General features: G+C 65.3%; 18 protein-coding genes. 7 read left to right on the forward strand and 11 right to left on the reverse strand.

The annotated features are described in order from the left end of the window. Nucleotides 1-52: 52 nt before the first annotated feature. Nucleotides 53-1582, reverse strand: coding sequence for a glycerol kinase GlpK (glpK, locus tag H8F26_RS09125; protein ID WP_197158843.1), 1530 nt, complete (start codon nt 1580-1582; stop codon nt 53-55). Between the two features lie 176 nt (nt 1583-1758). Here glpK and H8F26_RS09130 point away from each other — a divergent pair, with 176 nt between their 5' ends. After that, entirely contained in the window at nt 1759-3342 is a 1584-nt protein-coding gene (locus H8F26_RS09130; RefSeq protein WP_197158844.1) for an ATP-dependent DNA helicase RecQ, read from the forward strand. A gap of 24 nt (nt 3343-3366) precedes the next feature. Here the strand turns inward: H8F26_RS09130 and H8F26_RS09135 are convergent, their stop codons facing one another. Both H8F26_RS09135 and H8F26_RS09140 read right to left on the reverse strand, forming a co-directional pair. Next, the gene (locus H8F26_RS09135; protein WP_197158845.1) at nt 3367-4671 is read right to left on the reverse strand and encodes a LysM peptidoglycan-binding domain-containing protein; all 1305 of its coding nucleotides are present in this window, start codon (nt 4669-4671) and stop codon (nt 3367-3369) included. Between the two features lie 129 nt (nt 4672-4800). Beyond that, the gene (locus tag H8F26_RS09140) at nt 4801-6201 is read right to left on the reverse strand and encodes an aldehyde dehydrogenase family protein (protein ID WP_370594700.1); all 1401 of its coding nucleotides are present in this window, start codon (nt 6199-6201) and stop codon (nt 4801-4803) included. A gap of 268 nt (nt 6202-6469) precedes the next feature. On the opposite strand from H8F26_RS09140, the gene H8F26_RS09145 reads away from it, so the two are divergent. Together H8F26_RS09145 and H8F26_RS09150 are read left to right on the forward strand one after the other, a co-directional pair. Further along, nucleotides 6470-6919: a glycine zipper 2TM domain-containing protein gene (locus H8F26_RS09145; RefSeq protein WP_197158846.1), complete on the forward strand. Its 450-nt coding sequence runs from the start codon at nt 6470-6472 to the stop codon at nt 6917-6919. Between the two features lie 619 nt (nt 6920-7538). Beyond that, complete coding sequence (locus H8F26_RS09150; protein ID WP_197158847.1) at nt 7539-8867, forward strand: response regulator; 1329 nt, start codon at nt 7539-7541, stop codon at nt 8865-8867. Here the strand turns inward: H8F26_RS09150 and H8F26_RS09155 are convergent. The 5 genes from H8F26_RS09155 to H8F26_RS19390 form a co-directional block, all read right to left on the reverse strand. Beyond that, a complete protein-coding gene (locus H8F26_RS09155; RefSeq protein ID WP_197158848.1) occupies nt 8848-11568 on the reverse strand; it encodes an AAA family ATPase in 2721 nt (906 codons plus the stop codon). The two genes, H8F26_RS09150 and H8F26_RS09155, sit on opposite strands and share 20 nt — an antisense overlap. Before the next feature lie 31 nt (nt 11569-11599). Next, nucleotides 11600-12823, reverse strand: coding sequence for a DNA repair exonuclease (locus H8F26_RS09160; protein ID WP_231605571.1), 1224 nt, complete (start codon nt 12821-12823; stop codon nt 11600-11602). 96 nt (nt 12824-12919) lie between these two features. Continuing rightward, the gene (locus H8F26_RS19380; RefSeq protein ID WP_231605572.1) at nt 12920-13198 is read right to left on the reverse strand and encodes a hypothetical protein; all 279 of its coding nucleotides are present in this window, start codon (nt 13196-13198) and stop codon (nt 12920-12922) included. Beyond that, entirely contained in the window at nt 13198-13554 is a 357-nt protein-coding gene (locus H8F26_RS19385) for a hypothetical protein (RefSeq protein ID WP_231605574.1), read from the reverse strand. Before H8F26_RS19385 ends, H8F26_RS19380 begins: the two co-directional genes overlap by 1 nt. A 20-nt stretch (nt 13555-13574) precedes the next feature. After that, nucleotides 13575-13883, reverse strand: a complete 309-nt coding sequence (locus H8F26_RS19390; protein ID WP_231605576.1) for an HAD-IC family P-type ATPase — start codon at nt 13881-13883, stop codon at nt 13575-13577. Nucleotides 13884-13955: 72 nt separating this feature from the next. Between H8F26_RS19390 and H8F26_RS09170 the strand changes: the two genes are divergently transcribed. After that, on the forward strand, nt 13956-14909 hold the full coding sequence (locus tag H8F26_RS09170) for an IS1595 family transposase (protein ID WP_197158850.1): 954 nt from the start codon (nt 13956-13958) through the stop codon (nt 14907-14909). 91 nt (nt 14910-15000) lie between these two features. Here the strand turns inward: H8F26_RS09170 and H8F26_RS09175 are convergent, their stop codons facing one another. Further along, nucleotides 15001-15990: a formylglycine-generating enzyme family protein gene (locus H8F26_RS09175; RefSeq protein WP_197158851.1), complete on the reverse strand. Its 990-nt coding sequence runs from the start codon at nt 15988-15990 to the stop codon at nt 15001-15003. Between the two features lie 59 nt (nt 15991-16049). On the opposite strand from H8F26_RS09175, the gene H8F26_RS09180 reads away from it, so the two are divergent. Continuing rightward, nucleotides 16050-16715, forward strand: a complete 666-nt coding sequence (locus tag H8F26_RS09180; RefSeq protein ID WP_197158852.1) for a GAP family protein — start codon at nt 16050-16052, stop codon at nt 16713-16715. Between the two features lie 1065 nt (nt 16716-17780). On the opposite strand, the gene H8F26_RS09185 is transcribed toward H8F26_RS09180, so the two are convergent. After that, nucleotides 17781-18917 (reverse strand): IS5 family transposase, encoded by a 1137-nt coding sequence (locus H8F26_RS09185; protein WP_197153730.1) that lies wholly within the window; start codon nt 18915-18917, stop codon nt 17781-17783. Between the two features lie 190 nt (nt 18918-19107). Between H8F26_RS09185 and H8F26_RS09190 the strand changes: the two genes are divergently transcribed. Then, nucleotides 19108-20361: an IS256 family transposase gene (locus H8F26_RS09190; protein WP_197154276.1), complete on the forward strand. Its 1254-nt coding sequence runs from the start codon at nt 19108-19110 to the stop codon at nt 20359-20361. Nucleotides 20362-21035: 674 nt separating this feature from the next. Here H8F26_RS09190 and H8F26_RS09195 read toward each other — a convergent pair. Next, nucleotides 21036-21701 carry a hypothetical protein gene (locus H8F26_RS09195; protein WP_197158853.1) on the reverse strand — a complete coding sequence of 222 codons (666 nt, stop codon included), beginning with the start codon at nt 21699-21701 and terminating at the stop codon, nt 21036-21038. A 93-nt stretch (nt 21702-21794) separates the two neighbouring features. Here H8F26_RS09195 and H8F26_RS09200 point away from each other — a divergent pair, with 93 nt between their 5' ends. Continuing rightward, complete coding sequence (locus H8F26_RS09200) at nt 21795-22046, forward strand: type II toxin-antitoxin system Phd/YefM family antitoxin (RefSeq protein ID WP_231598032.1); 252 nt, start codon at nt 21795-21797, stop codon at nt 22044-22046. The last annotated feature ends 7 nt before the right edge of the window (nt 22047-22053 follow it).

Raw genomic sequence — 22053 nt, forward strand, 5'->3', positions numbered from 1 at the left:
GGCCGTGGTGAGGGGGCTGCGCTGGCCAGAGCCGTTCGGTGGCTTGCTTCGCTCAGCTCTGATCGTGTTCATGGTCTTGATCTGCCCAGCCCAGGCTGCGGCGCACCGCCTCGCGCCAGCGCTGCCGCCAATGGTGGCGCTGCTCCGGCGTCAGCTGCGGCTGGAAGCACCGTGGGGGGGGCTCGCCGGGCACCTGATTCCAGGCCTCCAGTCCAGGCACCACCCCGGCCATCACCCCCGCGAGCAAGGCCACACCGCGGCTGGTGCTCTCCAGGTCTGAGCGGCGATACACCTTCAGGCCGGTGCTGTCGGCCTGGGCCTGCAGCAGCGGATCGGAGGCCGCGGCACCGCCATCGGTCACCAGGTGCTGCAGGGGGGCGTTCAGGGCGTCGCCGGCCAGTTCCACCAGGGTGGCGACCGCCAGGGCAATGCCCTCCAGTGCCGCCCGGGCCACATGGCCGCGGCTGGTGTCGCGAGCCAGGCCGATCATCAGGCCGCGGGCGTAGGGATCCCAGTGGGGTGTGCCCCAGCCTGTGAAGGCGGGCACCAGCATGAGGCCGCCACTGTCCGGCACGGAGGCCGCCAGGGCATTCACCTCCTCGGTCTGCTGAATCAGGCCGAGGCCATCCCGCAGCCACTGGATCACGGTGCCGGCGTTGAGCAGGCTGCCCTCGAGGCAGTAGGTGGGACTGCTCCCGGGCATGCTCCAGCCCCAGGTGCTGAGCAGGCCCTGGCTGGAGCGGCGGATCTCAGGGCCGGTGTTGCTCACCAGGAAGGCGCCGGTGCCGTAGGTGCACTTGGCGGCGCCGGGCTGCAGGCAGCCCTGGCCCAGGGTTGCCGCCTGCTGGTCTCCCAGCACCGCCTGGACCGGAACCCCCGCGAAGGGCAACCCGGCCGCGATCGTGGTGAAGGCGTCGCCGCTGTGGTGCAGCTCCGGCAGGGCCTCTGGCGGAATTCCCAGCACTGCGCACAGCTCTGGATCCCAGCAGCCCCGTTCCAGGTCCATCAGCAGGGTGCGGCTGGCGTTGCTGCGGTCGGTGGCATGACAGTGGCCGCCGCTGAGGCGCCAGAGCAGCCAGCTGTCCACCGTGCCGAAGCAGAGGTTGCCGTTGGCGGCGGCCGAGGCGGCGGCGGCCTGGTGCTGCAGCAGCCAGACGATCTTGCTGGCACTGAAGTAGGGGTCCACCAGCAGCCCGGTGCGCTGCCTCAGCAGTGTCTCCAGCCCCTCCTGCCTCCAGTGGCTGCAGATCCCGGCGGTGCGCCCGTCCTGCCACACGATCGCCGGCCCCAGCAAGGCGCCGCTCTGGCGCTCCCACAGGAGGGTGGTTTCGCGCTGATTGGCGATGCCGGCCGCCACGACCGCCCGCCGCTGTTCCGGGGTGAGGGCCTGCTCCATTTGCTGCAGGGCCGTGAGCTGGCTGATCCAGATCTCCTCCCCGTCCTGCTCCACCCAGCCATCGGCGGGGTAGCGACAGGTCAGGGGGGCGCTGCAGCTGAGCAGCCTCTGGCCGCTGGCGGTGTGGAGCGTGGCCCGGGAGCTGGTGGTTCCCTGATCGAGGGTGAGCAGGAGCGGTTCGGCCATGCTGGTGTCACCGTTCGCGTCCCTTGAACCGTGGTAGCGGCGGGACCCTGGGTTCTGCAGGGAATCGATCAGGAATCGATGGGCTTTGCAACGGTCGCTCAGGCACCTCGCTCAGGCCCTGGTTCAGGCCCCTGCCGGAGGGCGGCGGTAGCCTGTGTCACGGCTGAGCGGTGGCGATGGACACCATCCGGGCGGAGACGGCCGCAGGCGCCGCAGGTTCGATCGCTGCAACCGCCGCCGCAACTGCTGAAACGGCCCCGGACCCCCTCACCGCCACCCTGGCGCGTCATTTCGGCTGGTCCAGCTTCAGGCCCGGGCAACGGCCTGTGGTGGAGGCCCTGCTGGCCGGACGCGATTGCCTGGCGGTGTTGCCGACCGGGGGCGGCAAGTCGCTCTGTTTTCAGCTGCCGGCCCTGGTCCGAGGTGGCCTGGTGCTGGTCATTTCCCCCCTGGTGGCCCTGATGCAGGACCAGGTCGACCAGTTGCAGCGCCGCGGCATTGCGGCGGCCAGCCTGCACGGTGGAGTCTCCCTGCCGGAGCGGCGGGCACTGCTGCAGCGCTTGCGGGACAACAGGCTCCGGCTGCTCTATCTCGCCCCCGAACGGCTGCAGGGGGAGGCCAGCCGTCAGCTGCTCGATGAGGTGATGGGCACGGGCCGGGTGGTGGCCCTGGCGGTGGACGAGGCCCACTGCATCAGTGCCTGGGGCCACGATTTCCGGCCCGATTACCGCCGGCTGGGCCAGTTGCGGCAGCTCTGTCCCGGCGTTCCCCTGGTGGCCCTCAGTGCCACGGCGGCGCCCCAGGTGCGGGCCGACATCATCCGGCTGCTGCGGCTGCAGCGCCCCTTGATTCAGGTGCGTTCCGCCCGGCGCAACAACCTGGCCTACGCCATGCAGCGTCGCCCGGCCGATCCGTTGCCGCTGCTGCTGGAGGCGGTGCAGCAGGCCCGTGGCGCGGTGCTGATCTATGCCCGCACCCGCCGCTCCGTGGAGCAGTGGGCCGAGCGGCTGACGCTGGCGGGAGTGGAAGCGATCGCGTATCACGCCGGCATGGATCCGGAGAGTCGCCAGCTGGCGCTGGAGCATTTCCAGCGCTCCCCCCAGCCGGTGCTGGTGGCCACGATGGCGTTCGGCATGGGGGTGGATCGGCCCGATGTGGGCCTTGTGCTCCATCTCGATCTGCCCGCCAGTCCGGAGGGCTACCTGCAGGAATCGGGCCGGGCCGGCCGCGACGGTCTGCCAGCCCGCTGTCTGGTGCTGTTTGATCCGATCGATCGCACCAGCCTCGGCTGGGCCATCCGGGCCTCCACCCAGCAGGACCGGGGTGGGGTGTCAGGGTCGGGCCGCGAGCCTGAGGATCAGCGGGCGGAGCTGGCCCAGCGGCAGTTACGCCGCATGGAGGCGGTGGCGGAGGGGGAGGGTTGTCGCGAGCAGGCGTTGCTGATGGCGGTGGGAGAGATCAGCCATCCCTGCGGCCGCTGTGACAATTGCCTGGAGAAGCCCTCCCGGCAGGATTGGTCGGAGCCGGCGGTGCGTCTGCTCGGGGCTCTGCAGGAACGGCGGGGCCGGGATCTGCGCAGCCTGGTGGAAGACCTGGCCGAGGCCCATGGGGAGCCGGAGGACCGGTGGGCCTGGCTGGTGCGGCGGCTGGTGCAGGAGGAGCTGATCCACGAAAGTGACGACGGATCGCAGCGCCTGTGGCTGCGGGTCAGCGGCGAACATTTCCTGCGGGAGCCCTGGCCCCTCCCCTGGGCCGGCTGACGCGGATCGGCGGTTCAGGTCAGATCAGCTGGTGCGGGTCTTGCAAAGGTCGGTGATCAGCTGCTGTTCGAACTCGCTCTGGGGTGGGTCCCAGCTCTTCCACTGCCCCGACTGGCCGGTGGCGTTGAGCCGGCGTGCCGAACAGTTGATGGCCAGGTAGAGCGGCTGTCCCTCGCCATTGAGGCTGGGGGTCACGAAACTGCCGCCCATCGGTTGCCAGTTGGCCCAGTCCACCTGCAACGGCCCGTAGGTGCGCCAGTCCGGTTGGGATGGCTTTGCGGCGGCGGTTGCCGTTGTGGCCTTGGCCTGGATGGGTTGGGCGGCGGCAGGCTTCGCCGGGACTGGTTTCACTGCTGGAGTGGCAGTGGCGACCTGGGCTGCGGGTGCTGGCTGTGCAGCAGGAGCCTGTTGTGCTGCAGCGACAGGTTGTGACGCCGAGACCGGTTTTGCGGTGGCCGTGGAGGCGCTGGTCGTCTGTGGGCTGGTGCTGGCCTGGGAGGCCGGTGGTCTGGGGGCGGCGGCTGGTCGGGGCGCAGCCGGTTTGGGAGCGGGAGCGGCCGTGCCCTTGAGGCGCAGGCGGCTGCCTGCTTCCACGTGGTTGGGATCGGTGATCCGGTTGATGGCCACCAGGTTGGTCAGACTGATGCCATAGCCATCGGCGATCTGCGACAGGCTTTCGCCGCTGCGCACCACGTGTTCGCTGGCCTTGCGATCATAGGTGCGAGCTGGAGCGGCGGGTTTTGCGGTGGCCTTGGTGACGGGTTTGGCGGGCAACACCAGCCTGGTGCCGGCCTCGACCCGATCGGGATCGGCCAGGCGATTGAGTTGCAGCAATCGGCTCACGGAGGTGCCGTGGCGATCGGCGATTTCGGAGAGGGTCTCACCCGGCTGCACGCTGATGCTGCTTCCAGCCGGAGGCGGCGCTGCGCTGCTGGAGCCGCTGCGGCTGGTGGTTGACGACAAGGCCAACCGGCGACCTGCTTCCACATGGTCGGCATTGCGGATGCCGTTGATCTGCATCAACCTGCTCAGGCTCACGCCATGGCGATCTGCGATTTCCGAGAGGCTCTCTCCTGGTTTCACGGTCACGCTGCCGCCACTGGCGGTGCTCCGCCCTGTCGATGGAGCGCTGGGTACGGTCAGCCGCCGGCCAGCTTCCACCTGATCGGCATTGCGGATACCGTTGATCTGCATCAGCCGCGTGAGGCTGATGCCGTGACGGCTGGCGATTTCGGACAGGGTTTCGCCCGGTTTGACCACCACCTCAGCCGCGAGCGACGGCATCGGCAGGGCCAGCGCGAGAACCAGGGCAGCGAGGGGGCGCCGCATGGCTGCACCAGAAACTGGCGGCACCTTAAGGGTCCCACCCGGTTCCGCCCAGTCCCAGGATTGATCACGTCTGCTGATCGTGAGATTGGCGGCTCAGCCTGCGTCTGCCTGCACAGCGCCGATCAGGCCCTATCCCATCAGCCGGCGTAGCCGGGCCAGCTTGTCGCCGTAGGGGGCGTAGCGAGCGGGCAGATCCAGCCAGAACGGACGCCGCAGCACGCTGCGGCGATGGGAAAAGGTCAGGAAGCCGCTTTCGCCGTGATAGCTGCCCATGCCGCTCGCCCCTACGCCGCCAAAGGGGAGATCGGGGATGCCCGCCTGCAACACCACATCGTTGAAGCACACCCCGCCGGAGCTGCTGCAGGCCAGAATCTTCTCCTGGCTGGCGGAGTCATTGCTGAACAGGTAGAGGGCAAGGGGGCGAGAACGTCGGCGTACCAGGGTGAGAGCCTCCTCCAGATCCTCCACCGAAAGCACGGGCAGGATCGGGCCGAAGATCTCGTCCTGCATCAGCGGATCGTCCGGTCCGTTCACGGCCACCAGGGTGGGCTCGATCCGGCGATTGCCAGCATCGCTGCGGCCCCCCACCAGCACCTGGCCGCGGCTGCGGGCACCCTGCAGCAACGCCTCCAGCCGCTCGAACTGGGTGGCATTGATGATCCGGCCGAGGTCGGGGCTGGCCAGTGGATCGCTGCCATAGAGCTGGGTGATCGCCGCACTGATGCCCTGCAGCAGGGCCTCTCGCACGGGGGCCTGCACCAGCAGGTAGTCAGGGGCGATGCAGGTCTGGCCGGCGTTGAGTCCCTTGCCCCAGGCCAGCCGCCGGGCCGTGATCGCCAGGTCGGCGTTGGCCAGCACGATTGCCGGACTCTTGCCGCCGAGCTCCAGGGTCACCGGCGTGAGGTGCTGGGCTGCGGCGCCCATCACCAGCCGCCCCACCCGTTCGCCGCCGGTGAAGAAGATGTGATCAAAGCGTTCCTGCAGCAGGCGCGCAGCCACCGCGCCATCACCGAGTACCACCTGCACCACGGTGGGATCAAAGGTGTGCTCGATCAGGGTCGCGATCAGGGCCGCCGTATGGGGAGCGTGCTCGGAGGGCTTGAGCACCCCACTGTTGCCGGCGGCCAGGGCGCTCACCAGCGGATGCAGGCAGAGCTGGAATGGATAGTTCCAGGGACCGATGATCAACACACAGCCCAGCGGTTCGGCCTGCCACCAGGCGCGCCCGGGTTTGATCGAAACGGGCGTCGCTACGCGATGGGGGGCCATCCAGCGCCGCAGCTGGCGCTTGCACAGCTTCAGTTCCTGCCGCACGGCCACCAGTTCGAAGAACCCCTCCACGGCGGGTTTGCCCAGATCGGCCGCCAGCGCGTCCAGCACCTCCTCTTCGTGGGTGGCGAGGAGCCGTTCCAGCCGTTCCAGCTGCTGCAGCCGCCAGGTTGCGGGCCGGGTGTCACCCCGCTCCACCGGTTCGCGCATCGAGGCCACGGGCACGGCCAGGGGTGATGGGACCGCGGTGCGGTTGGTCATGGCGGCGCTGGGGAGTGGCGGGAACGGCCCGGCGCGCGGGCGTGCTTCCACGCTGGCAAATCGCTGACGCCGATGCATTCATCGGCCTGCGGTGAGGCACAGCGGCGCAGGGCAGCCGCGCAGGGCAGCCGCGCAGGGCAGTTGCATCTGGTCAGAACCCCTGGGGTTGCGGTCACAGCCCTGCAATCCGGGCTTGCTTCCGTAGGGGCGTGCTGGAGGGAGGCCTGGCAGAGCCGGCCTTTCTCCAGGTCCTCCTCACATGTTCACCATGACGACATTCATCACCAGCGCATCCATCACCGGCGCATCCATCGCTGCTCCTTCCACCACCGGCAATGCCTCCGCGCTCCGCCGTGCCCGGTCTCTCCGCTGGCTTGGCCTGGCGGCTGTGGCCACGGCACTGTTCAGCCCACTGGCGGCCACCGCGGCTCCCTGGGACTGGGGCTATGGCCGCCCCGCCCCGCTCCCTCCCGTTCCCCAGCCCAGCCAGCGGTGGGGTGAGACCGCCCAGGTGTATGGCCCTGATCCGGTGGTGGAGCAGGCCCAGCTGGATCAACGTTGCAATGTGGGCCGTCTGGTGGGCGGCCTGGTGGGCGGCGGCGTCGGCTATGCAGCCTCGCGCGACGACGGCCGTACCTGGGCCGTCCCCCTGGGTGCACTGCTGGGGTCCCAGATGGGCTGCCAGGTGGGTAGCGGTCGCGGTCCCACCCTCTGGTGAAGCCGCTCGACAACATCTGCGCGCGCCATCCCTTCGGTTAGGGATGGCTTTGTCTGCCTGGGGCCTCCCCGCACACCACGGCTAAGGTGATCGGAGAGATCGAACGGGTAGGCGTGATCAACGCGATCATCGACCGGCGATCAGCGCGTTCCGGGGATCGGCGTCCCCCCGCTTGAGCGTTTTGGAGGATCCCCAGAGACTGATCTCGACGCTGCGTTCCACCCTGGGGCGGATGGAAGCGGCCCTCGGTGTGGTGCAAGAGGGTCTGGTCTTCACTGACTCACAGGGCGTTGTCGAATGGACCAATGCTCCGTTCGAGCGCTTCGTCGACCGGCTCCGGCTTCAGTGCCTGGGCGTCCCGCTGATCCAGCTGTTGCCGGCCCGCTATCAACTCGGTGATGCTGAACCGTTGCCGTTGTTGCCGTTCTGGACGTTGGACAGCAACGGAACAGTGACCTGGGAGATGACCACAGCGCCGCCACGCCGTGTCATCGAGGTGTCCTGGGCCACGGTGATCCTGCCGGGCCAGAGTTCCTTGATCTTCACCTTCCGGGATCAGAGCACCATTGTTCAAGCCCGGGAGCGCTTGATCGCAGCCAGGGATGATCTGGAGATGCAGGTGGAGCTGCGCACCCGTGAGCTCAAGGCGTCGAGGGATGAAGCGATGGCGGCCAATGAGGCGAAAACCCGATTTCTGGCCAGCATGAGCCATGAGATTCGGACGCCGATGAATGTGGTGATCGGCATGACGGAGCTGCTGATGCACACCGATCAGGATGAGCAGCAGCGCGAGCTGACCCAGTCGATCCAGCGGAGCGGTGAGCATCTGCTTGGCCTGATCAACAACATTCTCGACCTTTCCTGCATTGAAGCCGGGCGCTTGAAGCTGGCGTTAAGGCGATTCGATCTCCACCTGTTGATCAAGGATTGTGAGACTTTATTTCGTCAGGCGGCTGATGCCAAGGCGTTGACGCTCGAGGTTTCGCTGGCTCCAGAGGCGCCGAGATGGCTGCTTGGGGATGAGGTCAAGTTGCGTCAGATCCTCTTCAATCTTCTCGGCAATGCTTGTAAATATACGGATGCCGGTGGCGTCAGTCTCGTTGTCGAGTCTTCGCCGCGTGGTGAGGATGGTGTTGACCTTGGCTTCAAGGTCACGGATACGGGCCTTGGCATCTCCGACGACTTTCAGGCCATCCTGTTTGAAGAGTTCACCCGTCAGTCCCTGAGGGATCAGGATGGCCGCAGCTCCGGCCTTGGTCTGGCCATCACCCGCCGCCTCTGCAGGCTCATGGGTGGTGATCTTGCCGTGGTCTCCAGGCTCGGTGAAGGGAGTTGCTTCACGGCCACGATTCCCTTCAGCCTCGCCTTGGCCCCGGCGCGGTCAGCGCTTTCCACAGTGAAGGAACCTGAATCAGCTGATCCGGTGGATCTGAAAGCAAACAAGCCGGCGACATCGAAACCGCAAGTCGAGCTGCTGTCAGAAACCCTGGCCGAGGTGCCCTCGGAAAAGCAATCCGAGGTGCTGTCAGAAACACAGGTGAAAGGCCTTCAAGGTGTCGGAATCCTGGTGGCGGAAGATGGTCGCGTCAATCAGCGGATGATTGAGTTGATGTTGGCCAAGTTGGGCCTCAAGGCTGACTTTGTTGCCGACGGTCAGGCCGCCGTGGAGCGGATCGAGGCCGGTGGGATTGATCTGGTGTTCATGGATATCCAGATGCCCCGATTGGATGGGGTTTCAGCCACGCGTGAGTTGCGCCGGCGCGGTTTCCAGGGGTTGTACGTGATCGCCCTGACGGCCTATGCGTTCGAGACGCAGCGCCAGGAATGCCAGGGTGCCGGGATGAATGACTTCCTCACCAAGCCGGTGCGCCTGGAGGATCTCGCTGCAGCGCTGCAGCGTTTCCGGCTCAGGCGGGGCCTCGGCGGCCTCAGCCGGACCCGAGCCTGACCTGGGTGGCGGTTTCGATCAGCGTGCTGCGTTCCAGGTCACAGGTGAGCAGCACCACCTGCAGACCCTGGGCGCTGGCCTCGGTCAGCATCCGCACCACCCCGGCCTGCCGCTCCCGGTCGGAATGGGCGAAGGCATCGTCGAACAGCAGCGGCAGGCTGCCGTCGTAGGCCCCGGCCAGCACTTCGGCCATCGCCACCCGCAGGGCGGCGGCGAACTGCTCCCGAGCGCCGGTGCTGAGCACCTCGAATGGAAAGGCGGCTTCACCGCCGCGGCGCCATTGCAGTTGCTGGAAGCCATGGCGGGCGTCGTAGGAGAGCGCCGTGCGGGGCGCATCCGGGAACACATGGGCCAGGTAGGTGGCGATGCGCTTCGTCAACGGAGCGGCGTACTGGCTTGCCATGGCGTTCTGTTCCTCCTCCAGCAGCTGGCGCAGCAGGTTGAGCGTGCCGGCCTCCTGTTCGAGGCGCTCCCGCTCCACCCGCCGCGATTCCAGTTCGGCCTGTTTCTGCTCCAGTTCAGCCTGCAGATCGATGCGTCCATCGCCATGCAGTCGGCTCTCGGCACGGATGCGGGCTTCATGGGCCTCACGCTCCTGCTGCTGCAGCGTGGCGATGGCCCGATCGAGGCTCCTGGCCTGCAGATCCAGGTGGTCCGGCTCGAGGGCGGCCCGCTCGGCTACCAGCGCGGCGAGCCTGGCTTCGCTCTGCTGCAGGCGCGTGACCAGCTCGGTGATCACCGTCTCCAGGTTGGCGGCGGAACGGCAACGCTGCAGCACGGCATTGATGCGGGTCCGGGCCTCCAGCAGCTGCGACTCCCCATCGCGGAGTGCCTGGCTGGTGGTCTCGATCGAGGCCTTGAGGGCCTCCAGCGCCGCTTCGCTGGCTTCCAGGCTGCGCTGCTGCTGTTGCTCCGCGGCGAGAGCCTGGGTTCGGACGGCACGGGCGTTCTGCAGGTCCAGCTCCAGGGAAGCGAGCCGGGCTGTCGAGTCCTGATCGGACGCCGTGTCGTCGATCGGATCGGCGGGCTGTGCTGCGAGCTGTGCCTCCAGGGCCGTGAGGCGTTGGCGAATGCTCGCCGGATCCTCGGCACCACGCTGAGCGGCCAGCCGTTCCCGTTCCGCCAGCAGGTCACTGCGCCGACGCTCGGCGGTGGCAGCTTCCTCCACACTGCTCACCTGCCAGAGCCTCAGGGCCTTACCGAGGGCCGCATCCGCGTCCTGCAGCTTCTGCTGCGCCGCAGCGGCGGTGGTGCCACCACCGGGCACCAGCCGCAACTCCACGTCGTTGCCCACCCTCAGCACGGTCGGTTCGGCCAGCAACCGGGTGGTGCCGGCAGTCAGGTCCTCGCCATCCACCCGGATGGACTGGCCGGCTCGGATCACCTCGAGGCCCGTTGCCATGGCCTCCGCCCTGGCGCGGCTGGTCTGGACAGTTTCCCCTAATCGGCGCAGGGCCTCCACCGCCTTGGCATCGATCGCGGGCAGGCGCTGCAGATCCTTCTCCAGGCCTGTCAGGTCTGCCTGCAGTTGCTCGACCCTGGAGAGCTGCTGCGCCAGTTCCTGTTTCTGAAGCTGCAGGCGGACACGGCTGAGCCGTTGCTCGATCTGTTCAGCGGCGGTCGTGCCGGTTGCGCTGGCCTGCCGCAGGGTATCGAGCTGGGTACGTGCCGCCTGCCGCTGTTGCTCAGCCGCCGGGAGTTTGCTGCACAGGGCTCCGTGCTCTGCGGCTTTTGGCGCCAGCGCGGCTTCCAGCGCGGCCACCCGTTGGCCCTGCTGCTGGAGTTCCTGCTGGTCGCGCCGCTGCTCGTCCAGCTGCTTGCGCAGCCCTTCCAGCAGAGGGCCCTCCTGGTCGATCAGGGTCTGGAGCTCACGGCTGCGCCCCAGGCGTTCCTCGAGGGCCTGGCGTTCCTTGCGGCGCTGCGGCAGTTCGATGGCCAGGCGGTCCTGAAGCTCAGTCGCCGCTGCATAGGCCTGCTGGGCCTGCGCCTGCTGCTGCAACGTGTCGCCGATGGCGGCCAGCTCAACCTCGGCCTGCTGCATCGCCTCGCGGGCCCGCTGCAACTCCGATCCCCGGCGCAGCTGGGGAGCACGCGTCGCGCTGCCTGGGGTGAAGACCGTGGCCCAGCGGGTCTGAATGTCGTCGAGCACCGCCAGATCCAGGGGCGATTGCACCCCCAGGTCGGCACCGGCCTGCAGACGCTCCACCAGCCGGTCGTGGTCATAGGCGCTGGAGCTGAGCGCCAGGGGGTTGTCGCTGGCGGACCCCTGCCAGACCCAGAGATGGCCCCACCGCTCTTTGAGCTGGTCTGCGGCAGCACGGTTGCGGGCCACGGCGGCGGTGCCGATCAGTTCAGCCAGCCGTTCCTCGGCGGCATCGCCCTGGAGGCTGCGGCCGCCGGAGTCCTGCAAGGCGATGCTGCCGCGGCTGCCCGCGAAGCGTTTGCGCAGCGTCCAGGTGTCGCCGCCGGCGGCGAAGGCCAGCACCACCTCGGGATCGGCCAAGAAGGGATCGGTCTTCATGCCATCGAGCACGGCACCACCGGTCTTGACCGGCAGAAACAGGGCGCGGTGCAGGGCTTCGGCGAGGGTGCTCTTGCCCGACTGGTTCGGTCCAGCGATCACCGTGAAGCGGGGATCAAAGTCCACCGTCAGGTCACGGTGCAGGCGGTAATCGCGGACGCGGGCCGAAAGCAGGCGCATGGGTTGGTGTGTCCTCGTTGCTTGATGGGCTTCAGTGGCTCTCGCAGGCGCGGTGCAGTTCGCGCAGGCCCATGCGGGCCAGTTCCGCGGTGTCCTCCGGGCCGCTCTCGATCAGCTGCTGCAGTCGCTGGGCCACCCGGGCCACCAACGGATCGCCGGAGCGCCGGGTGAGCTGACGCAGTTCGGCCGCATCCGGGGCGACACGGGTGTGGTCGCGCCGCTTGAGGCGCAGCAGGCGGGCCTCGAGGCGCTGCAGCAGATCCTGCAGGCGGCCGGCAGCGGCCAGGCTGAGGCTGCCCTCAAGCTCCAGCAGCAGCAGGTCTTCGTTGCTGCGGGAGCCGATGGCATCCCGCAGCAGTTGCTCCAGGCGCTCCAGGTCGGCGTCGCTGTTGAACCGGTGGGCGATCTGATGCCAGCGGATGCCACCGGTGGGCACCGGAAAGGTTTCTGGCTGCCCACCTCGCGAGACGCTCACCATCAGCACCTGACCGGAGCGGTACGCGGCGCTGCGGGGGAAGCGGTCCATCTCGTGACAGCCGGCGTACCAGGCCCGCGGGCTCACCTGCTTGAGGCCATGCCAGTCGCCGAGGGCGATGTAGTCGATCTCCCCGGCCGGTAGGCGGGCCAGATCGATGCGGTTGGTGGGCACCGGCGGATTCTCGTCGTCGGTGTCGCTGCTGTCTTCAGCGCCAAATCCCTGGATCGATCCATGGGCCAGCACGATGCGGGGCTGGTCTGCCCAGGCGTTGAAGTCCAGGTGGCGCAACCAGGCGGTGGGATCGACGGGTTCGGCCTTGCGCAGCAATGGGCAGGGCAGCACCACCCCGGCGCCGAGGCCGAGGCTGGCCAGCTCCAACGGCTGGCGCTCCAGCAGTACATGCAGGTTGGGGGCCAGTTGTTGACGCTCCTCCTTGAAATAGAACTCCTGCCAGAGGCTGCCGGCGCCGCCGTGGTCGTGGTTGCCCGGAATCACCAGCACCGGCAGCTCCAGGGCCCCGATGGCGCTGCAGGCGGCCGACACGTTGGAGCGGGTGGGCTGATGGGAATCGAACAGATCACCCGCCACTGCGATGAAGGCGGCCCCCTGCTCCTGCGCCACCTGCCCCAGCCGTCCGATGGCGCTCAGACGCTCCTGGCGCAGGCGGGCCCGCTTGTCGGGATCGCTGACCCGGGCGTAGGGCTTGCCGAGCTGCCAGTCGGCGGTGTGGAGGAACTGGATCACGGGCACTGGGGGCGCAAGGGGCAGGCGAGGCAAGGGGGCGAGCTCCGCACAAACGCTATGGCGATCCTGGCCAGGGCCGCTCCAAGCTCGGCATGGCCGGCTCGGATTGGCGTCGTCGTTGCCTCCTGGTCAATTGGCATGAAGTTGTGGGCTGAGGATCGAATCAGCCATCAACTTCAGGCGATCGTTAACCAAGAACCAAGCCAGGGCATAGCCCCAGACCACCAGGGCCCAACCCCACCCCAGCGGGGTCATCAGCCATCCATACACCGCGATCAGCGTTGCCACCAGTTGCGTGCCGCAAACGGCCAACAGCAGAACCCGTGCCGGTCGTATGGACCAGAAAGGCCAGCGCGTGCGTGTGAGGAAGATGGTCAGATGTCCAGCCACGGAGAGCTTCAGATACATCAGGGTCTGACTATGGGCACGGTCAAGATGAAAGACGCGCTCCGCGAGATAGACAAGCCAAACGCTGAAACGACCCCAATGGCGCCCAAGGCTGCCGCGATCCCCATGACCGTGCGCATATGCCATCGTTCTGGATCGCTGCTGACATGAACGTTGTCGTAGGCAATCGACAAGATGGCGCCGTCATTCAGTAGGGCCAGCATCACGATCATGACTGCGGTCACGGGATAAAAGTTGAAAACCAGGATCGAGACGGTCATGAATAGCAGAACACGCAGCGTTTCGGCGATGCGGTAGATCGCGTAGCTGATCATCCTCTGAAAGATATTGCGACTTGCCTTGATGGCCTTGATCATCACGGACAGTCCCGGCTTCATCAGCACGATCGAGGCCGCGCCACGCGCCGCGTCTGTTGCATTCGAAACGGCGAGCCGCAGTCGGCTTTTTTGAGCGCGGGTGCATCGTTGACGCCATCGCCTGTCATGCCGACGATGTGGCCGTGCTGCTGGAGGACATCGACAATCTGAAACTTATGCTCAGGGAACACCTGGGCGAATCCATCCGCTGTCTCGATCGACTCTGCCAACCGTTCCGACTGATCGGTCGTGCTGGTCCCGAAGCCACTGGCATCGAGAATCATGGAGCCCATTCCCAGTTTCTCGGCGGTTTCCTGGGCGATCGGCAATCTTGATTACCCAGCTCGCTCCGTGCAGGCCATTTGTCCCGACTAGAGTGGTACGCAGATACTGTTCTGGCCATGGCGCGCAACGGCATCCAGTTCCAGAAGGGCCTGTCTCTGCCTGAGTTCCAGCGGCTCTACGGCACAGAGGAGCAATGTGAGGCTGCTCTGGAGAAGGCTCGCTGGCCGGATGGGTTCCGGTGCCCTCGCTGCAATGGGCATGAGCATGGCCTGGTTTACGGCCGACGACTCAAGCGCTACCAATGCCGCAACTGCGGCCATCAGACAACACTCACGGCCGGCACGATCCTGCAGGCCACCAAGCTCCCTCTGACAAACTGGTTCCTGGCCTTTTATCTGATCGGCCAGGCCAAGAACGGGATCTCCTCGCTGGAATTGAGTCGTCACCTGGGCGTCAACTACGACACCGCCTGGCTGCTTCACAACAAGATCCTGCGGGCGATGAGCGAACGGGAGGAGGAGTATCTGCTGCGGGGAAAGATTCAGATAGATGATGCCTACCTCGGCGGAGAACGCACTGGCGGCAAGGTGGGTCGCGGATCAGAAAACAAGATTCCGATCGTGGCAGCCGTCTCGTTGAACGAGTCCGGCCATCCGATCCACGCAAAGATCGCGCCGGTGAATAGCTTCAGTTCAGAGGCGATCGCTAACTGGTCCTTGAATAGTCTGACTCCCGGTAGCGATGTACTCTCCGATGGCCTGGCCTGCTTCCGCGCCGTGACAACGGCCAACTGCCACCACAAGGCGAATGTCACCACCGGCAAGCACCCCAACGACCTGCCGCAGTTCCGCTGGATCAACACCCTGCTGGGCAACCTTAAGACCAGCTTCAACGGCACCTTCCATGCCTTCAACTTTGACAAGTACGCCAAGCGCTACCTGGGCGGCTTCTGCTTCCGCTTCAATCGGCGCTTTGCCATAGCTGAGATGACCGAGCGCATCGCCAATGCAGTCTGCTGCTGCATGCCTTGCACGGAGCGGGATCTCAGGCTTGCGGAGGCTTATGGGTAATCAAGTATTTCCATGCAATGGTCGGGGACGAGGCCGAGAAGCTGACTTTTTTGCCCGAATTGAGCAGGCGTGCCCAGCTGAGTCGCAACGACTACCCCTCAGTAGGGCTGGTGACCAGTCGAAAGCCGATGTGGGACGTGCTCGTATCCGGTTCGAGAGCCTCCCGGGCCGCCGGGCGGTAACGGCTGCAATAGTTCTTCGCACAGAGGAAGGAACCACCCTTGATCACGTGCTTGGCGATACCTGGCTCGCGGGGATCGAAACTCAGTTCCTGCTCTGTCACAGCTGGATTCACATGATCGGCCATGCCCTGGTGGCCGGGTCGATACCAGTCCTGCGTCCACTCCCAGACGTTGCCGGTCATGTCCTGGAGCCCGTAGCCGTTGGGCGGAAAGCTCCCCACCGGGGCCGTGCCGAAGTAGCCATCCTTCTCCTTGTTGTGGATGGGGAACTCCCCTTGCCAGGTGTTGGCCTTCTTCGCTGAATAGGTTTTTCCCCAGCTGAAGATCTGATCGGTGAGGCCGCCCCTGGCGGCGAATTCCCACTGGGCTTCGGTGGGAAGCTCCTTGCCGGCCCAGGCGGCATAGGCCTCGGCATCCCTGAAGGCGACCTGTACGACGGGATGGTTGGCGAGGCCTTCCAGATCGCTTTCGGGGCCCTGCGGATGCCGCCAGTTTGCCCCAGGAGTCCAGTGCCACCAGCTCAGGTAGGCGACTTCACTTCCAGGAGCTGGGCTTTCGAAGACCAGGGCACCGGGAGCACGTTGATCGTCAGCCAGATCGGGGTACTGATCCTTGGGGATCGGCCGTTCCGCGACGGTGACATAGCCCGTGGCCTTCACGAATGCATCGAACTCGGCATTGGTGACTTCATGGCGGTCGATGCAGAAACCCTCCACCGTCACCGCATCGGCTGAGAGCTCATCGGGGTAGTGATCATCCGACCCCATGCGGAACGTGCCGCCGGGGATCCATTCCATGCCCGCCTGGCAGGATGGAGGGGCCTGCACGGCATTCGCCTCAAGCGGCTGAATCAGCAAACCCAGGATGAGAAGGGTCGTGGCCAGCAGACGCCAGGGCATGAAGTCTCCGCTTGGGGGTGTATCCAAGAGCCTGAGAGTATGGAGGAAAGCCTCTGCGCATGGTTCCTTCGCCAACCTCTCTCGCGCTTGAAGTGCTGCCCCTGGCCTTGGGGGCAGCCGTGAGCCCACTGCTGTTGGTGGGTCAGGTGCTGACCCTCACTGGCCCAGGGTCCGGCCTGCGTCGGGGATGGTGCTTTGCCCTGGGCTCGGCCCTGGTTGTGGCCGTCTGGGCGGTGCTGGGCCTGGCCACAGGAGCAGCTCTTCCAGCCAGGACCCTTGGCCCCGACCCAGTTTCAGCTTGCCTGCACCTGGTGCTGGCGATCGTGCTGGTGGTTCTCGGCATTGAGATGCTGCAGCGGCCCGAACATCAGAAGGCTGCCATATCCTCGCCCGTTGCTCATCCTCTGCGCGCTTCTTTGCTGCTTGGTATGGGTCTCATGGCCGCCAATCTCACCAGCTTGGTGTTGTTCTTATCTGCGATTCAAGATTTGGCCCGATCTGGAGTTTCAGCCATGACGCGGGCCTTGATGGCGGCGCTGGTCAGTCTGATCACGCTGCTCCCGTCCCTGGGCCCGCCGTTAGCCCTGGCGCTGGCGGGCTCATCAGGCCGGCGTAGTCTTCTGGCCCTCAGTCGCTGGAGCGAACGCCATCAGCGGCAGATCAATGCTGCTCTCTGCTTCGGGTTCAGCATCTACCTCGCCATCAGCGGTCTTCTTAGGCTCTGAAGATGACCAGCTCAACCCGTGCGGGAGACTCAATGTTGAGAGAGATTCGATGGATGCCTTGCCCGGAAGCTGTCAAGACAGATAACACCAATCCACCGATCCGAGGACGGCTCCCTCAACGACCCAGCGATCAAGGATAGATCGTGCCCAGCCACGATCTTATCCGGTGGTTGGACTAGCCCTTTTCGCTATTGACCAGTGGCTTATGGTAGATGCGTCGGTCCGAATCTCAGCTTCTCTTCTGATTCTTGGCTAGATCAAGCAGCCTGTCTGACTTGGTCAACGTCGCCTCTTTTGTGGAATCTCCAGTTTATTGTAAGACAAAGCCAAGGTCTAAAGAGCTGCTGCCAAGGTGGCGATCTTGCCCCCGCCTGAGGATGACTTATCGCTACGGATCTGACGGCTTGGTTGATGCAGTAGAGCGGTTCAGCACAGCCTGCAATGGCTGACAGAGAAAGCAATAACAATGTATCCATGAAGATGCGGCATGTCGTTGAATTAAACTCGGGAACATAATTCGCCAGTCTCGCGGCAGTGTTGATGCATCCAAGTGCAATTTGCAGCTGCCCTGCCTTCCTGGCTTCCTGCTGTAGCGTGGCGAGCTGGGAGAGCCGTTTTGCCAGTATCTGCGGGCGTTCGTAGTCCCAGTCCTGGTGAAGACCATCATGGGCACGGGCGATGTAGTCGTCTGCCTGGCGCGACCCCTCCCCATTTCTCCGCAGCATGCTGAACGATCTCTCGGCGGGTCATGCCGATCGCCATCATCTGTGCCGCTTCACGCTGGCGTTCCAGTGCCTGGACTTTTGTGTATTTCCTGGCCATGCACTCAGCTTTCCGTGCAGGCAGTGGCCCCCGGTTTCAGGAACGATGTCACCCCTCTCATCCCTAAGAGTTTGCTGAAAAACCAACCCACGAGCCAGTTTTCCACAGGCATCAGTGGATTTCCGGCTCAAAAAGACGGATCGGCGGCTATCAGAGCCGCAAACAGCCCGATTTCGGCATCGTTGGCCTCTCTGCAAGGCATTGGTTGAGGCCTATTGGGCACACCTCTGGACAACGGGCTGTTCATGCCGCCTCCATCGCGGGCTTGAGCAGGTTGCCCAGGCGGATCAGGTTGTAGGCGATCACATGCAGGCCAAACACGGCGCCGACCTTCTCGGTACCGCGCAGTTTGAACTGGCGCAGCCCTCCGAACGCCTTGATCCAACCAAACACCTTTTCGATCCCCCGGCGGGCGTTGATCGATTTGGAGTAGCCCACGTGACGGGTGGTGCGGCCATCAATGGCTGAGCCACCGCTGCGGGCCGTGTTCTGGGCCACGTGGGGCGTGACACCGATCCGCCGCATCTCAGCGACAAACCCTTTGGTGTCGTAGTTCTTGTCGGCGCCGACGGTCTTCTGGTGGGCACCGGTGAGGTCTGCTGCCATCTCTTTGGCGGCATCCCGCTCACCGGTGCCCGTGGCCTGGGTGACGCGGCAATCGACGATCAGGTCGTGGCGGTTGTCCATGAGGACATGGCCCCGATAGCTCAGCTGCGCTGGATGGGCATTCGATTTCCGGGCCAGCCGTGCCTCAGGATCGGTGCTGGAGCGGTGGGTCTCGTTGCTGAGCTTGATGCCGCGAAAGTCCCCTTTGGCGCGCTTCTTTCCCTCTTTGGGAGCACCGAATCCTTCGCCAGGACCTGTGGGCGGAGGCGGAGGATCCTCCTGGCCATCGATCCGCTCCAAGGAAGCGTGTGACGCCCAGGCCTGGAGCAACGTGCCGTCCACCGAAAAGTGCTCGTCACTGAGCAGCGGTTTGACCTCGGGTGCTCCCATCAGCTTCTCCAGGAACAGCCCCATGACGTCGTCAGTGAGGAGCCGATCACGATTCTTGGTGAATGTGGTCGGATGCCAGATCGCATCGTCAGGGCTCAAGCCCACAAACCAGCGGAACAGCAGGTTGTAGTGGACCTGCTCCAGCAGCAGCCTCTCGGAGCGGATGCCGTAGAACGCCTGCAACAACGAGGCCAGCAGCAGCTGCTCTGGCGGCACCGATGGTCTCCCTTCTGAGGCATACAACCTGCAGAAGGTGGGATTGAGTCGATCGAGGGCCTGATCCGCCAGCTTGCGAATCCGCCTGAGTGGATGGCTGGTCGGGATCCGCTCCTCGATCGAGACGTAGGAGAACAAGGAGCCGCTGCGCTCCTGCTGACCTCGCATCAAACCTGGGGCAGTTGCCCTATTTTCGCAGAGGCTGGCGTCCCAAGGCTTGGTGTAAATCCCCCGGCACTCCCACCCCGGCGTAGCCGGGGTGGGCCGCGCACCTCAGGTGGCTGGCCCAGCGGCTGGCGTTGCAAGGGGTGGGCAGGCCCGTTTCCCTGGTTCGAGAACCACCTCAACCAGACGAACCATGCCCAAGACTTACTGTGCCGCACCCGACCTCGCGCCGCTACTGGATGGCAGCACTGCCGGTGAGTTGATCCCCGAGCTGGCCCGTTACGGCCTGCAGCAGCTGATCGAGCTGGAGGTCGCTGCCGTGCTGGGTGCCGACCGCCACGAGCGCACCGAGGAGCGGCTCGGCTATCGCAACGGTTACCGGCCCCGCAGTCTGACCACCCAGGTAGGCGACATCGACCTGCTGATCCCCAAACTGCGGGCTGGCAGCTTCCTGCCCTCGATCCTCGAGCCCCGTCGCCGGGTGGAGCAGGCCCTCTACGGCGTGATCATGGAGGCCTACATCTGTGGGGTCTCCACCCGCAAGGTGGATGCCCTGGTCGCCGCCCTGGGATCCCAGAGCGGTATCTCCAAATCCCAGGTCAGTCGCATCTGCCAGGACATCGACGAGCAGGTTCAGGCGTTTCTGAACCGGCCCCTGCAGGAGTCCGGCTACGCCTACGTCTACCTGGATGCCACCTACCTCCACGGCCGGCTGGGCAAGGCCCTGCAGGTCTGCTCAAGGGCCGTCGTCGTCGCCATGGGGGTCAACGCCGATGGTCGCCGTGAGCTGCTGGGCCTCAAGGTGGGCGACAGCGAGAGCGAGGGCTTCTGGAGTGAGTTCCTCGCCTCGCTCAAAGAGCGCGGCCTGACTGGCGTCAAGCTGGTGATCTCCGACGCCCACGTGGGCCTCACCAAGGCCATCAGGCGCCAGCTGCAGGGCTGTGTGTGGCAGCGCTGCCGCGTCCACTTCGCCCGCAACCTTCTCCAGCGCGTCCCCAAAGCCCACCAGGGCATGGTCACCGCCGCCCTGCGCTCGGTGTTCGCTCAGGAGGATGCCGGAGAGATCCTCAGCCGCTGGGATGACCTGGCCGCCTCGCTGGCGGAGCGCTTCCCCAAGGCCACCGAGCTCATGAACGAGGCCAGAGAGGACGTGCTGGCCTTCCGTCACTTCCCGCAGCCTCACTGGAAGAAGGTCTGGAGCACCAACCTGCTGGAGCGGGTCAACGAGGAGATCAAGCGCCGCACCCGCGTCGTCGGCATCTTCCCCAACGACGCGTCGATCACCCGCCTGGTGGGCGCGGTGCTGCTGGAGCAGCACGAGCATTGGCAGCTGGAAGGCCGCCGCATGTTCTCCGCCGAAAGCATGGCTGCCATCCCGGAGCTGGAGGATCTGCCGGCCCTGCTCAGCGCCGCCGCCGCAGAGGTGCAAGACGCAGGCCCCAGGTGATTGAGGTGGCAGCGCCCCCACAGGGCGCAGCGGCCTCGATCGCCGCCCGGGGGCCGGCGCTGTAACCCCTGGGCTGCATAGAAGACTCCTGCCGCTCACAACACAGCCGCGATCAGACGAGAGACTTGACAAGTCAATCGTCTCGTTTCATCGTGGAAGAACGAGGTGCATCTGCACCTCAGGAATGACAGCCCGTCATTCCACCCTGTTCACCCTCTGAGTCAGGGCATTCGGGCCTCGGGTTTTACACCACGCAAAGGGACGCGGCCTTCGTAGAGGCGGCGGGGTTTTTCAGCAAACTCCTAAATCCGGGGGCTTGATGGAGCAGAGCAATGCGTCGTTACAGCGAGGCCGACAAGGCTGATGTGAGTGAGGAGGCGGATGAGCCCGCTGCACAGGCAGAGCATGACCCCGGATTGTAGAAGAGCTGGGCATCCACGTGATCACTCTCTACAAATGGAGGAAGGCCTGGCGGTTGCAGAGGGAAGTGGTGCCGGCATCCGAGAAGGTCCCTGACGGCTGGGGCGCTGCCGTCAAGTTCACGGTGGTGATGGAGACGGCTGGCCTTAATGCCACACGCCTATGCCCACCGTGCACATCTGATCTGCGAACTTCCGCCGATGGTGGCCGCCGCCATGGGCCACAGCGTCGAGACACACCTGGCGGCCTTGCCATCAGCTCTTCCAGCACTGCCACTTCCGCCTGTTCATTCTTTCCGATCTGCCCTTGCAGGTGTTGAGTCTCTTTCCCGTAGGGCTGCTGTCACCCGAACGCCATGCCGCGCCCGTGTACCCATCATCCGGGTGGTGGCATAATTCCAGCCCGCTGAGATCGCGGTGCCCACGATCGGCACCGCTGTTTTGATGATCGCCTTCTGAGTGATCTGTTTGGCGATGCGTGGACCAAGCACCGTTCTTGCCGCTGCCTGGATTGCCGGGGTATTGCCATGGATCAGGCGCACCAGCTGAGCTCGCGCCACTTTCGGCCCATAGGCCTTGATTCCCATCCCTTCCCTCAGCACTGGCCTCGGCACCCGACAGATCACCGGCAACGGCCGCATACTTTTCGGCCAGTTCACAGAGCTTGCCTGCGATCGCATCGGTGGGCAGGCCGGGGTACTTGCCCCGTAGGTAGGCGGCCCCGCCCTTCTCCATCACCTTACGGTCATAGCTGCTCAGGCAGCTCTGCATGAACTTGGCGAACCAGGTGCCGTCCTTGATGGCCTGGAAGCCGAACGACTGGGCCGTCTCTTTCAGGTCGGAAACTTCAGCCAGGATCCCAGCCTTGATCGCTTCCGGGTCGTATCCGCCATCATCTGCAGCTGGATTTGCGTTGGCCACGGCGGCTGGACAGGATCCACCGTCATTCCACTTCCGTTTCGGTTGACTCGGCTCCATTTTTGATTGATTAAACTTAGCCGTACCTGGACTAAGTTGATTCCATTGCGGACCCTGGCCATGCAGGTGAACCTCCACGACGCCAAGACCCACCTCTCCCGCTACGTGGCGCAGGCCCTTGAAGGGGAGGAGGTGGTGATTGCCAAGGCTGGCCGTCCACTGGTGCGGCTGGTGCCGGTGCACAACCCCTCCGAGGTCCGGCGAGGAGGGTTCCTGCAGGGTGCCGCCGTGGCCCGTGCCGACCTGAAGGCTGACTTCGCCAGCGAGATCGACCATCTGTTCGGCTGATCAGGCC

Source organism: Synechococcus sp. CBW1006, assembly GCF_015840525.1.
Lineage (GTDB): Bacteria > Cyanobacteriota > Cyanobacteriia > PCC-6307 > Cyanobiaceae > CBW1002.

What these genes read in the sequence shown, in the direction of transcription:
- glpK (WP_197158843.1), bottom strand. Translation starts at nt 1,582, where the DNA reads ATGGCCGAACCGCTCCTGCTCACCCTCGATCAGGGAACCACCAGCTCC.
- H8F26_RS09130 (WP_197158844.1), top strand. Translation starts at nt 1,759, where the DNA reads ATGGACACCATCCGGGCGGAGACGGCCGCAGGCGCCGCAGGTTCGATC.
- H8F26_RS09135 (WP_197158845.1), bottom strand. Translation starts at nt 4,671, where the DNA reads ATGCGGCGCCCCCTCGCTGCCCTGGTTCTCGCGCTGGCCCTGCCGATG.
- H8F26_RS09140 (WP_370594700.1), bottom strand. Translation starts at nt 6,201, where the DNA reads ATGACCAACCGCACCGCGGTCCCATCACCCCTGGCCGTGCCCGTGGCC.
- H8F26_RS09145 (WP_197158846.1), top strand. Translation starts at nt 6,470, where the DNA reads ATGACGACATTCATCACCAGCGCATCCATCACCGGCGCATCCATCGCT.
- H8F26_RS09155 (WP_197158848.1), bottom strand. Translation starts at nt 11,568, where the DNA reads ATGCGCCTGCTTTCGGCCCGCGTCCGCGATTACCGCCTGCACCGTGAC.
- H8F26_RS19380 (WP_231605572.1), bottom strand. Translation starts at nt 13,198, where the DNA reads ATGTATCTGAAGCTCTCCGTGGCTGGACATCTGACCATCTTCCTCACA.
- H8F26_RS19385 (WP_231605574.1), bottom strand. Translation starts at nt 13,554, where the DNA reads ATGATCAAGGCCATCAAGGCAAGTCGCAATATCTTTCAGAGGATGATC.
- H8F26_RS09170 (WP_197158850.1), top strand. Translation starts at nt 13,956, where the DNA reads ATGGCGCGCAACGGCATCCAGTTCCAGAAGGGCCTGTCTCTGCCTGAG.
- H8F26_RS09175 (WP_197158851.1), bottom strand. Translation starts at nt 15,990, where the DNA reads ATGCCCTGGCGTCTGCTGGCCACGACCCTTCTCATCCTGGGTTTGCTG.
- H8F26_RS09180 (WP_197158852.1), top strand. Translation starts at nt 16,050, where the DNA reads ATGGTTCCTTCGCCAACCTCTCTCGCGCTTGAAGTGCTGCCCCTGGCC.
- H8F26_RS09185 (WP_197153730.1), bottom strand. Translation starts at nt 18,917, where the DNA reads ATGCGAGGTCAGCAGGAGCGCAGCGGCTCCTTGTTCTCCTACGTCTCG.
- H8F26_RS09190 (WP_197154276.1), top strand. Translation starts at nt 19,108, where the DNA reads ATGCCCAAGACTTACTGTGCCGCACCCGACCTCGCGCCGCTACTGGAT.